The organism is Mesorhizobium robiniae (assembly GCF_040545535.1).
GTDB classification, from domain to species: Bacteria; Pseudomonadota; Alphaproteobacteria; order Rhizobiales; family Rhizobiaceae; genus Mesorhizobium; species Mesorhizobium robiniae.
The window spans coordinates 783,451-795,700 of record NZ_JBEPMC010000001.1; the positions used below are offsets into that span (position 1 = coordinate 783,451).

Annotated in this window: 10 protein-coding genes and 1 pseudogene; 8 read left to right on the forward strand and 3 right to left on the reverse strand. The window is 61.6% G+C overall.

The annotated features are described in order from the left end of the window. Positions 1-49 precede the first annotated feature (49 nt). The 5 genes from ABID19_RS03840 (at position 50) to ABID19_RS03860 (ending at position 5,342) form a co-directional block, all read left to right on the forward strand. Positions 50-1,084 (forward strand): ABC transporter permease, encoded by a 1,035-nt coding sequence (locus ABID19_RS03840; RefSeq protein ID WP_354488074.1) that lies wholly within the window; start codon positions 50-52, stop codon positions 1,082-1,084. A gap of 12 nt (positions 1,085-1,096) precedes the next feature. Continuing rightward, the gene (locus tag ABID19_RS03845) at positions 1,097-2,254 is read left to right on the forward strand and encodes an ABC transporter permease (protein ID WP_354488075.1); all 1,158 of its coding nucleotides are present in this window, start codon (positions 1,097-1,099) and stop codon (positions 2,252-2,254) included. A gap of 48 nt (positions 2,255-2,302) precedes the next feature. Beyond that, complete coding sequence (locus tag ABID19_RS03850) at positions 2,303-4,531, forward strand: ABC transporter ATP-binding protein (protein WP_354488076.1); 2,229 nt, start codon at positions 2,303-2,305, stop codon at positions 4,529-4,531. 149 nt (positions 4,532-4,680) lie between these two features. Continuing rightward, a complete protein-coding gene (locus tag ABID19_RS03855) occupies positions 4,681-4,908 on the forward strand; it encodes a CopG family transcriptional regulator (protein WP_354488077.1) in 228 nt (75 codons plus the stop codon). Further along, positions 4,905-5,342 (forward strand): TA system VapC family ribonuclease toxin, encoded by a 438-nt coding sequence (locus ABID19_RS03860; RefSeq protein WP_354488079.1) that lies wholly within the window; start codon positions 4,905-4,907, stop codon positions 5,340-5,342. Before ABID19_RS03855 ends, ABID19_RS03860 begins: the two co-directional genes overlap by 4 nt. 87 nt (positions 5,343-5,429) lie before the next feature. Here the strand turns inward: ABID19_RS03860 and ABID19_RS03865 are convergent, their stop codons facing one another. Next, the gene (locus ABID19_RS03865) at positions 5,430-6,020 is read right to left on the reverse strand and encodes a transglycosylase SLT domain-containing protein (protein ID WP_354488081.1); all 591 of its coding nucleotides are present in this window, start codon (positions 6,018-6,020) and stop codon (positions 5,430-5,432) included. Positions 6,021-6,221: 201 nt separating this feature from the next. After that, a complete protein-coding gene (locus ABID19_RS03870; protein WP_354488083.1) occupies positions 6,222-6,983 on the reverse strand; it encodes an SDR family NAD(P)-dependent oxidoreductase in 762 nt (253 codons plus the stop codon). Between the two features lie 160 nt (positions 6,984-7,143). On the opposite strand from ABID19_RS03870, the gene ABID19_RS03875 reads away from it, so the two are divergent. The 3 genes from ABID19_RS03875 (at position 7,144) to ABID19_RS03885 (ending at position 12,068) form a co-directional block, all read left to right on the forward strand. Then, positions 7,144-7,755: a TetR/AcrR family transcriptional regulator gene (locus ABID19_RS03875; protein WP_354488085.1), complete on the forward strand. Its 612-nt coding sequence runs from the start codon at positions 7,144-7,146 to the stop codon at positions 7,753-7,755. Positions 7,756-8,014: 259 nt separating this feature from the next. Then, the gene (locus tag ABID19_RS03880) at positions 8,015-9,553 is read left to right on the forward strand and encodes a trimethylamine methyltransferase family protein (RefSeq protein WP_354488087.1); all 1,539 of its coding nucleotides are present in this window, start codon (positions 8,015-8,017) and stop codon (positions 9,551-9,553) included. Between the two features lie 73 nt (positions 9,554-9,626). Continuing rightward, entirely contained in the window at positions 9,627-12,068 is a 2,442-nt protein-coding gene (locus ABID19_RS03885) for a GcvT family protein (RefSeq protein ID WP_354488089.1), read from the forward strand. A 22-nt stretch (positions 12,069-12,090) separates the two neighbouring features. Here ABID19_RS03885 and ABID19_RS03890 read toward each other — a convergent pair. Next, positions 12,091-12,177: pseudogene (locus tag ABID19_RS03890) on the reverse strand (DoxX family protein); the annotation flags it as partial. Positions 12,178-12,250: the final 73 nt, after the last annotated feature.

The following is a 12,250-nucleotide window of genomic DNA, read 5'->3' on the forward strand; positions in this document are numbered from 1 at the left end:
GCTGGTTGCAAGCCGATCCCAACCCCAACCAGACCGGCAGGGGACCGCCATGCTTTCTTTCATCCTTCGACGCCTCGGTACCATGGCATTGACGATGCTGTGCCTGACGATGGTCGTGTTCTTCCTGATCAATCTCGATCCCAATCTGAAAAAGCTGGCCATCAGCCAGACTGAAATGCACACCTCGGCCGAGCAGCTCGAAAGCTGGCTGGTCAACCATGGCTACCGCCAGAATTTCTTCTCCCGCTACGGCCAATGGCTGGGGATCGTGCCCAAGCAGCCGGTTACAGATCCGGCAACGGGTAAACCCACGCGACGTTTTTCCTTCTGCAACGATCCTGTCGAGCCGACGTTCTCCGGCGTGTTGCAGGGCGATTTCGGCTGCTCGACCAAATTCAAGACGACGGTCGCGTCGAAGCTTTTCCCGGCGCTCAGTGCCACCGGGATCCTGATGTTCTGGGTGCTTGTGGTGATGGTGCCGATCTCGCTTCTGATCGGCATCCTCGCCGGCATGCGCGAGGGCTCTCGAACCGACCGGACATTGTCCGTCGCCTCGATTGCCTCGACGGCGACGCCCGAATATGTTTCGGGTGTCATCTTCACGGTCATTTTCGCCTCATGGCTCGGCTGGCTCAACGGTTCGGCGGCCTCGGCCAGCCGGGGCATCACCTTCTACAACTTTACGCTGCCTGTCATGACGCTGGCGATCTACGGCATCGGCTACATCGCCCGCATGACCCGCGCCTCGATGGTCGAGGTGATGACGCAGCAATATATCCGCACCGCCCGGTTGAAGGGCCTCTCCTTCGGAAGCGTGGTGGTCAAGCACGCGCTGCGCAACGCGCTGATTGCGCCGTTCACCGTCATCATGCTGCAATTCCCCTGGCTGCTCACCGGCGTCGTCATCGTCGAGGTGATGTTCCGCTATCAGGGCTTCGGCTACACGCTGGTCGAGGCGGCCGGCAACAACGACATCGATCTTTTGCTCGGCTGCTCCCTGGTCTCGGTGTTCATCGTCCTGATCACGCAGCTCATTTCCGATGTCGGCTACGCGTTTCTCAATCCGCGTATCAGAGTTCAATAGGGGATCGGGCGGATGCAGCTTGAATATATCGGCGCCTTCAACGTGGTGCTTGGCGTGCTTGCGCGTTTCTGGCCGGTCTGGATCGCTCTCGTCCTAGTGATGGGGGCGAGTTTCGCGTACAAGAAGAGGCTTGGCCTCTATGGTCAGCTCTTCGACAGCAGCGTCGGCATCGTCGGCGTCGGCATCTGCCTGTTCTGGCTGTTCACGGCGATCTTCGCGTCGACCATCGCGCCCTTCAATCCGCTTGTCCAGATCCCGATCATGAAGGACGCGCTGCCCGGCGCGATCGAGCCGCAATCTGGACTTGTCTACCTGTTCGGCGGCGACAAGCTTGCCCGCGACGTGTTCAGCCGCATGGTCTATGGCAGCCAGATCGTGCTGATCATCGCCCCGGCAGCGACAGGTTTCGCGCTGATGGTCGGCACCACGCTCGGCCTGCCGGCCGGCTATTATGGCGGCAGGATCGATACGGTGCTGTCCTTCCTCGCCAATCTGGTGCTCGCCTTCCCGGTTATCCTCCTGTTTTACCTGCTGGTGACGCCGGGCATCATGGAGACACCGATCCCCTATGCGATGGCCGGCCTGTTTTTCCTGTTCCCGATCATCTTCTTCAGCGTGCTGTTCTGGACGCGCTACAAAAAACGGCCCGACCGCCTCTACATCCTCTTGGGGCTGACGCTGATCATTGGCGGCTGGGTCTATGCCGGCCTCGTCTTCGATGCCGACCCGTTCAGGATCATCCATATCGATCCCAACCAGCTCAACATCTTCGTGGCGGTGGTGTTCGCCTCCAGCCCGGGCGTGTTCCGCATCGTGCGCGGCCTCACCATGGACATCAAGACGCGCGACTATGTGGCGGCAGCGCAAACGCGCGGTGAATCGCCTTGGTACATCATGCTGTGGGAGATACTTCCCAATGCACGCGGGCCGCTGATCGTCGATGCCTGCCTGCGCATCGGCTACACCACGATCCTGCTCGGCACGCTCGGCTATTTCGGCTTGGGACTGGCGCCCGAGAGCCCGGACTGGGGCACCGCGATCAAGGACGCAAGCCGGCTGCTGCGCTCCTTCATACACCCGGCGCTGCCGCCAACGATCGCGCTGATGTCGTTCGTGCTGGGCCTCAATCTCCTGGCCGACTCGCTGCGCGAACAATCGATGAAAGATTGATGGACGGGTTCTCGACCCGATATGAAAAGACAAGGATTGGAGCGACCCATGAATGAGGCAGTTCGAAATCCCGGCAAGCCGACCAATGGGCCGACCCCTGGGCCAACCACTGCGCCGATCATCGAGATCGAGAACCTGTCGATCTCCTTCTTTACCCGCAAGGGCGAGATACCGGCGGTCATGGACTTCTCCTGCACGGTCATGCCTGGCGAAGCGATGGGCATCGTCGGCGAATCCGGTTGCGGCAAGTCGACCGTGTCGCTCGGCATCATGCGCGACCTCTCCAACATCGGGAAGATCGTCGGCGGCCGGATAAAATTCCAGGGCAAGGACATGGGCGAGCTATCCGAGGAGGAACTGCGCGCCATCCGCGGCAACAAGATCGCGATGATCTACCAGGAGCCGATGGCCAGCCTGAACCCGGCGATGAAGGTCGGCCAGCAACTGATGGAAGTGCCGCTGATCCACGACAAGGTGTCGAAGGAAGAGGCCTATAAACGCGCGCTCGAAATGGTGCGCTCGGTCAGGCTGCCCGATCCAGAGCGGATGATGCGCTCCTTTCCGCACCAGCTTTCCGGCGGCCAGCAACAGCGCATCGTCATCGCCATGGCGCTGCTGTCGAAGCCGGCGCTGCTCCTGCTCGACGAGCCGACGACGGCGCTCGACGTGACGGTGGAAGCCGGCATCGTCGACCTGGTCAAGGGGCTCGGCGAGAAGTTCGGCACCTCGATGATCTTCGTGTCGCACAATCTCGGCCTGATCCTGGAAACCTGCGACCGCATCACGGTGATGTATTCGGGCGAAGCGGTGGAAACCGGCAAGATCAAGGACGTCTTCGACCGGATGCGCCATCCCTATACGCAAGGCTTGTTCCGCTCGATCCCGTTGCCCGGCGCCGACAAGAATTCGCGGCCTCTGATCTCCATTCCGGGACAATTGCCGCTGCCGCATGAGCGGCCGAAGGGCTGCAATTTCGGCCCGCGCTGCCACCATTTCGTCGAGGGCGTCTGCAACGCCGCCGAAATTCCGATGATCGCGGTCGAAGGCCATGAAGGTCATTTTTCGCGCTGCGTGCGCTTCAACGAGATTGATTGGGAGGCGCTGCCGCCCGGCGCCAAGAAGGTCAACGAGCGCGTCGAGCCCGGCGCGCCGGTGCTCAAGATCGAGGACCTCAGGAAATACTACAAGGTCGGCGGCAGCGAGGTGTTCGGATCGAGCGAAGGCCGCGTCGTCAAGGCCAACGAGACGATCTCGTTCATGGCGCGCGAATCCGAAACCGTCGCCATCGTCGGCGAGTCCGGTTGCGGGAAATCGACGCTGGCGAAGGTGCTGCTCGGGTTGGAGACGGCGAGTTCCGGCAACGTGACACTTGGAAATCAACAGATCGGTTCGACCAGCATCGAGAAGCGCAGCGTCGATACGGTGTCGTCGATCCAGATGGTGTTCCAAAATCCGTTCGACACGCTCAATCCCAGCCACTCGGTCGGCTCGCAGATCATCCGCACGCTGGAAAAGTTCAATATCGGCAACACAGTTGCCGATCGCCGCAAGCGCATGCTGGAGCTTCTCGACCTGGTGAAGCTGCCGCGGGCGTTCGAAACCCGCAAGCCGCGCCAGCTTTCCGGCGGCCAGAAGCAGCGCATCGGCGTGGCCAGGGCTTTTGCCGGCAACGCCAAGGTGGTGGTGGCCGACGAGCCGGTCTCGGCGCTCGACGTGTCGGTGCAGGCGGCGGTGACGGAACTGTTGATGGACATCCAGCGCAAGAACAAGACGACGATGCTGTTTATCAGCCACGATTTGTCGGTGGTGCGCTACATCGCCGACCGCGTCGTCGTCATGTATCTCGGCTATATCGTCGAGCAGGGCACGACCGACCAGATATTTTCGCCGCCCTATCATCCCTATACCGAGGCGCTGCTGTCGGCGATCCCGATTGCCGATACGTCAGTGATCAAGAAGCACATCGTGCTGGAAGGCGACATTCCGTCGGCGATGAACCCGCCAACCGGCTGTCCGTTCCAGACGCGCTGCGGCTACAAGAAACTGGTGCCGGACAATCTTTGTGAGACGCAGGTGCCACCGGTGAAGAATCTCGGTGACGGCCATATGAGCCTGTGTTGGCTTGCCGACGATGTACTGGCGAAAATGGAGCCGGTGATCAAGTTCGACAAGGAGCATGCCGCCCATGAGGGGGTGCCGGACGACGCGCCGCAGGGCGTCGGTCCGGGCTTTGCCGGCACCCCGCCCAAGCGTCCACGCGGCAAGAAGCCAAGCTGACGAGCATCGAGGCAATGTCGCAGTTGGCGCATTGCCTCCGAAGCGTCGCGATATCTCGTTATGCCCAGGGCATGCCACGCCTCCCTTGAGTATTTCTGTTGGTTACCCTAACTGATGCGTGATGTTTGATGCGCAGAAGGAGGTGTATTGTGAGAACGACACTTGCGATCGACGACGATGTCCTGCTTGCCGCCAAGGCCATGGCGCGGCAGCAGGATCGCAGTGTTGGCGAGGTCATCTCCGACCTTGTTCGCCGTTCGCTGCGTCGGCCTCAGGCTGGCGACGAGCGTAATGGCATCCCGTTGCTTTCGTCCCGGCCCGGCAGCCCAATGGTTGATCTCGAAACGGTCAATACGCTTCGTGACGAACTGCCGTGACGTTTCTGCTGGACGTCAATGTCTTGATTGCGCTGATCGATCCCGGTCACGTTGCGCATGACGACGCCCATAGATGGTTCGAATCCAGCGGGCACTCCTCATGGGCCACGAGCCCTATCACCGAGAATGGTGTCATCAGGATCGTGAGTAACCCCAAATACCCCAATTCTCCCGGCTCACCCGCAGTTATTGCGCAGATCGTCCGCAAATTGCACGCACTTGCCGGGCATCAGTTCTGGCCTGATGATATCAGTCTGGTCGGCTCCGCCGATATCGATGCCGGCAAGATCCTGACCTCGGCGCAAGTCACAGATAGCTACCTTCTGGCGCTTGCCAAAGCGCGTGACGGCAGGTTGGCGACCTTTGATCGAAAATTGTCCACGGCGGCGGTAAAGGGAGGAAAGTCGGTTCTTCACCTTATCCCGGCCGAATGAATCGCTGAATCTGTTTCTCGATCCAAGTTCAATATCGCATCAACGACGCCCAGAAACCTCATCTGGCTGCAAGAAGCTTCGGCGGATTCAGTTGCGGCACTGCCTTAGCTGCGTGGCGTAGTCGCGAGCCATCTGCTCGGTGGCCCGCGCGTAGCGCTGCACGCCGGCATCGCCCCGTTCGCCGCGCTTGTAGGCGGTCCAGCCGAGATAATAGGCCAGATACAGATTATAGGTGTCGCTGCGGGCGACGCCGAGCGTGTCTGATGTCTTGGAATGGTACCAGCCGACGAAATCGACGGCATCGGCAAATCTGGTGCGGCGCGCCGCCCAGCTGCCCGTCTCGCTTTGATATTGCGCCCAGGTGCCGTCGAGTGCCTGCGAGAAGCCGGTGGCGCTGGAGACACGTTTCCAGGGAATGAAGCCGAGAAGCTTGGTGCGCGGCGGCTTGGCATTGCTCTTGAAGCCGGATTCCTTGCGCACCGTCGCCATCAGCACGGGAACCGGCACGCCGTACTTTTGTTCGACGCGCTCGGCCGCCGCCTGCCAGTTGTCGAACCAGCCGTCATTCTGGTCGAACACCGCGCAGACATCGTTGATATGGTTCGGCGGCGTCGCGCAGGCGGACAGTACGAGCAGCACGGTGACAGCTACAATTTTACTAAAACTCGACCTACCCATCGGAACAGGATTAGGCCGAAAACATAAAGGGAATCTTGCTGCGTTCCTTAATCGCTTGTCGGCCGCCCCGTGAGGAGAAATGCTTTCCCTTGAGATCACGCCGGAAAGCACCTCGTCGGCGGCCGACTTTAGGCGAAACTTCTCGGTCATCCTTTTTCTTCAATTGCGCGCTTGAGAGTTTCGATGTTCTTCGGCCGACGTTCAGATTCCGAGACCACCGGCTATATTTACGGTCTCACCGTTGATGTAGCCCGCAGAAGGTCCGGCGAGAAAGCAGACGGTTTCCGCCACTTCTTCGAGGGTCGCAATGCGACGGATCGGATGCATGTCCAGGATGGCTTCACGGTCCGGAAGCTCACCGGCAACGTCCGAGGCCATGTCCGTGGGCATGATGCCCGGCTGTACCACGTTCACGGTGATATTGCGGGGGCCAAGGTCGCGCGCGATGCCCTTCGCGTATCCGGCGAGCGCCCACTTCGTTCCGGCATAGTCGGCGACACCCGGGAACGGCACGTATGAGCCGAGGAGAGAGCCGATGAAAATGATCCGACCACCGTCCGTCAGTTTGGGCGCCGCCGCGCGCGTGATGGCGATCGTGCCCATAACGTTGACCTGCCACTGGCGATTGTACTTGTCTCCATCGAGCTTGGGATCGTCTACGAGCTGACCCTGGATCGCGATACCGGCATTGTTCACGACGATGTCGAGCTTGCCGAATTCGGCAATCACCGACTCGATCAGAGGCTTGGCGGTTGAAAGGTCGGCCTGATCGCTCTGGAACGCGAAAGCCCTGACGCCCTTCGCCTTCAGCTTCTCGACCACGGCTTCGGCCTTTTTGGCCGACGCGACGTAGGTGATTGCAACGTCCGCACCCTGGTCGGCAAGTGCCTCGGCCGTAGCGGCGCCGAGCCCGCGCGAGCCGCCGGTCACGAGGGCGACCTTGCCCTTCAATATGTTCGACATGAGAATCCTTTCTGTACGCGATTGGAGCGCCGCCTTACGTTGGCGAGCGACAGCGCGATGATTACGTAATGAACATTACGATAACGATTGGTATGAAATATAGACAAGGGCTGTCAAGTGGTTTAATAATGACCATTATGAAAAAGACTGAATTGGACTGATGGGGCGCCATCGCGAATTTGACGTGGAGAAAGCGCTCGACGCGGCGCTATGCGTCTTCTGGCGCAAGGGCTACGAGGGTGCCTCCTATGCTGACCTGACCGAGGCCGCCGGCGTAGAGAGGCCCGCCCTCTATTCTGCCTTTGGCAACAAGGAAGCGCTCTTCCGCCGAGCCCTGGATCGCTACTACGAGCGATACATGGACTTCATCCCTGAGGCGCTTCAGCTACCGACATCGCGGCAAGTTGCTGCGCACATCCTGCACAGTGCAGCCGACCTCCATACACGTTACCCCAGCCATACGGGATGTCTCGGTATCAACGGGGTGCTGGCGGGATCAGATGAAGCGGAACCTGTACGACAAGTGTTGATAGATGCCCGCGCGGCTGGTGAGGCGCAGCTTCGTGAACGCTTCGAACGGGCCAGGGCCGAGGGCGACTTGCCGGAGACGGCCAAACCTGATGCCCTGGCGGCATTCGTGATGGCGGTCTCTCACGGCATGGCGGTACAGGCCAAAGCCGGCTTTAGCCGCGAAATGCTACAGGCTGTTACTGAGCAAGCGCTTTCCACGTGGCCTACGGATAGTTCCACACAGTCCGGAAAGCCACCCTAAGCCTCAGGCGAGAGGCGCGCCGGCCGTCGCTTCCGCTGGCCTTCCGCACGACGGTCGAATTGCCGCTCATGACAGCCACGACGCGGGCCATCTCGTGGCGCAGTAGCTCGACGGCCGGGCAAGCGGTGATCAATATTCCGACCTTTCCTGTCGCTTTTGTCTGATAGAAAATGCCAGCGTGCCGCCTTGGCTAAAATCACGCCCGCAGGTGGCGGATTTCTGACAGCCCGATCATCGTGCCGGCGCTTTGATGCGCCGCATGAACGAACCGAGACGCAAGCGCGGCGCCGAGCGAACCAGCAACAGGGGGCCGGCCGCTATTCCGCAACTGCCGCTGCGGCGCGTGACCAACCCCTATCCGCCAATGGCGATGCTCTCGGCAGACCAGATAGAGGTGATCCACCAGGCGTCGATGCACATTCTGGAGAATTTTGGCATCGAGGTGATGAGCCCGCGGGCGCTGTCGCTGTTCGACAAGGCCGGCGCCCAGGTCGATCATGCGTTGGCGAATGTCCGCATCGATCGGGGCATGGTCGAGGAAGCGCTGAAGACGACGCGATCGAACTATACGCTGACCCCGCGCAATCCAGCCCATGTTGTCCATCTCGGCGGCAACACCCTCAATTTCACCCTGGTCGCCGGGCCGCCCAATGTGCATGACATGGAGCGCGGCCGCCGCGCCGGAAACCTGCGCGACTACCGTGATCTCACGCGGCTGGCGCAGCATTTCAACTGCATCCACATGCTCGGCAACCAGGTCTGCGCACCGGTCGAACTGCCGGCGAATTCCCGCCATCTCGACACCTATTTCGCCAATCTGACGCTGACCGATAAAAGTTTTCACGTCTCGGCGATCGGCCGGGGCAGGGCGCTCGATGGCATCGAGATGATGGCGATCGCGCGCGGACTGACGCTTGATGAGATGCGCGACGACCCCGGCGTTACCACCATCATCTCGGTCAACTCGCCGCGCCGCTTCGACGAGATGATGGCCGAGGGGCTGATGACCATGGCCGAGTTCGGCCAGTCGGTCGCGGTGACGCCGTTCACGCTGATGGGGGCGATGAGCCCGGTGACGCTGGCCGGCGCGCTGGCGCAGCAGAATGCCGAGGCGCTGTTCGGCGTGGTGCTGACGCAGCTTGTGCGTCCTGGCGCACCCGTCATGTACGGCGCCTTCACCTCCAATGTCGACATGAAGTCCGGCGCGCCGGCCTTCGGCACGCCGGAGAATACCAAGGCCAACATCGCGTCCGGGCAGTTGGCGAGGCGCTATGGACTGCCCTACCGGACGACGCCGGGCTCGGCCTCCAACGCCGCCGACGCGCAGGGCGCCTACGAGACGCTGATGGCGCTATGGGGCGCGGTGCTCGGCCATGGCAATCTCGTCTACCACGCTGCCGGCTGGCAGGAAGGCGGGCTGACCGCGTCGTTCGAGAAATTTATCATCGATGTCGAAATGATCCAGCACATGATGGAGTTCTTGCGTCCGATCGAGGTCAACGAGGCCGAGCTTGCCGTCGAGGCGCTGGGGACGGTGCCGACCGGCGGCCATTTCTTCGGCGAGCCGCACACGCTGGAGCGCTATGCCACCGCCTTCTACCAGCCGATGCTGTCCAACTGGCAGAACTACGAGGCGTGGCAGGAGGCCGGCGGGCTCGATGCCACGGCGCGGGCGACGCGACTGTGGAAGAAAGCGCTGGAAGAATATGTCGAGCCGGCGATGGATATTGCCGTGCGCGAGGCACTGGAAGCCTATCTGGCAAAGCGCAAGGAAGCGATCGGGGCGGGCGAGCCATAGTGGTCAGCGATCCGTTTTCCTCCCATCCCGATTCACTTTACTCCTCCAACTCCCTGAAATAACGAGAAAACCTATGAAATCGCATGCAAAGGTCGTGGTCATTGGCGGAGGCGTCGTCGGCTGTTCCGTGCTGTTCCATCTGGCGCGTCACGGCTGGACCGACATTGTGCTTCTGGAGCGCGACGAGCTGACTTCCGGTTCGACCTGGCATGCGGCCGGCGGCATGCACACGATTAACGGCGATCCCAACGTCGCCAAGCTGCAGAAATACACGATCTCGCTCTACAAGGAGATCGAGGAACTGTCGGGCCAAGCGACCGGCGTACACCTGACCGGCGGCGTGCTTTTAGCGGCGACCGAGGCGCGGCTCGACTGGCTGCGCGGCGTCGTTGCCAAGGGCCGCTATCTCGGCATCGACCTCGAGGAGATTTCGCCTGACGAGGCGGCCGAGTTGATGCCGCTGCTCGACCCGAAGCAGTTCGTCGGCGCCGTCCGCAACAAGGAGGACGGCCATCTCGATCCATCGGGCGTCACCCACGCCTATGCCAAGGCGGCGAGAAAACTTGGCGCCGAGGTCGAACGCTTCACCAAGGTTGAGGACATCGTGCGACGGCCTGACGGGCTGTGGCGCGTCATCACCAACAAGGGCGAGGTGGTGGCAGAGCATGTCGTCAACGCCGGCGGGTTGTGGGCGCGCGAGGTCGGCCGCATGGTCGGGCTGGAACTGCCGGTGCTGGCAATGGAGCACATGTACCTGATCACCGAGGACATGCCGGAGGTTGCCGCCTGGAACCAGAAGACCGGCACGGAGATCATCCACGCGGTCGATTTCGACGGCGAGCTCTATCTGCGCCAGGAACGCGGCGGCATGCTGATGGGCACCTATGAGAAGGCCAACAAGCCATGGTCCGAATTTTCCACGCCGTGGAATTTCGGCCATGAACTTTTGGAGCCCGACATTGACCGCATAGCGCCGTCGCTGGAAGTCGGTTTCAGGCATTTCCCGGCCTTCCAGAACACCGGCATCAAGCAGATCATCAACGGTCCTTTCACCTTCGCGCCGGATGGCAACCCGCTGGTCGGGCCGGTGCGCGGCCTGCCGGGCTTCTGGGTCGCGTGCGGCGTCATGGCCGGCTTTTCGCAGGGCGGCGGCGTTGGTCTGGCGCTGTCGAACTGGATGATCGAGGGCGATCCCGGCGCCGACATCTGGGCGATGGATGTCTCGCGCTACGGCGACTGGGCAACGATGGCCTATACCAACGCCAAGGTGCGTGAGAATTATTCGCGGCGTTTTTCCATCCGCTTCCCCAACGAGGAGCTGCCTGCCGGGCGGCCGCTCAAGACCACGCCGGTCTACGAGCTTTTGTCGGCCAGGGGCGCGCAATGGGGCGTGGCCTATGGGCTGGAAGTGCCGCTGTGGTATGCGCCCGAGGGCGTCAGGGATGAGTTCTCATGGCGGCGCTCAAGCGATTTCGAGCATGTCGCAAAAGAGGTGAAGACGGTGCGGACAAGTGTCGGCCTGTCGGAGATTTCGAGCTTCGCCAAATACAGGGTGGCTGGCGAGGGGGCGGCGGTCTGGCTCGACCGCCTGCTTGCCTGCAAGCTGCCAAAGCCCGGCCGAATGACGCTGGCGCCAATGCTGAAGGAAGACGGCAGGCTGATCGGCGATTTCTCGCTGGCCAATCTCGGCAGTCCCAATTCCAGCGGGGACGGCTGGTTTCTCGCCGGCTCCGGCATTGCCGAGCAGTATCACATGCGTTGGTTCGAGGCGCATCTGCCGGAAGACGGTTCGGTTCGTATCGAGGCGCTGGCGGCGAAGCTGACGGGCCTGTCGATCGCTGGACCGAATGCGCGGGACGTTCTGGCAAAAGTCACGCGGGCGGACGTGTCAAATGCGGCGTTTCCGTTCATGGCCATCGGCAAGATGGATATCGGCATGGCGCCGTGCCTGGTCGGCCGCGTCAGCTACACCGGCGATCTCGGTTACGAGATCTGGGTGGCGCCGGAATATCAGCGTGCCGCGTACCAGACACTGATGGCGGCGGGCGAAGAATTCGGCATCGGCCTGTTTGGCTCGCGCGCGCTCAACGCGCTTCGGCTGGAGAAGAACTACGGCTCGTGGGCGCGCGAATACCGGCCGATCTACGGGCCGCTCGAAGCCGGCCTTGATCGCTTCGTCGCGTATGGCAAGGAGGCCGACTTCATCGGCAAGGCCGGCGTGCTCGCCGAGCGTAAGCACGGCGGCAAGCTCAGGCTGCGCGCCTTCGTCGTCGATGCCGCTGACGCCGACGTCATCGGCGACGAACCGATCTGGTTCGACGGCGCCGTGCGCGGCTGGGTCACGTCAGGCGGCTACGCGCACCATTCCAAGACATCCGTGGCCATGGGCTATGTTCCGAAGGAGATCGCCGACGAGGTCGACGGCTTCGAGATTGAGCTCTTGGGCAGGCGCTATGCCGCGCGCGTGCAGCCGACGCCGCTATTCGACGCGAATCTCGAGCGGATGCGGGGGTGAAGGCGCCGCTGTTGGCGCCTGAAGCGCTGCGACGGTTGTTCAGCGCAAAAGCGCCGGGACCGGCGAACACCAGATAGAGGAAGATGAAACAGGAGGAGATCGCTGCATTCTCGTTCCTTATATTTTTCTCTCTAGGGTTGTATAAAGATCGCTATAGTTGTATCTGTGTTCAGACACTCCAA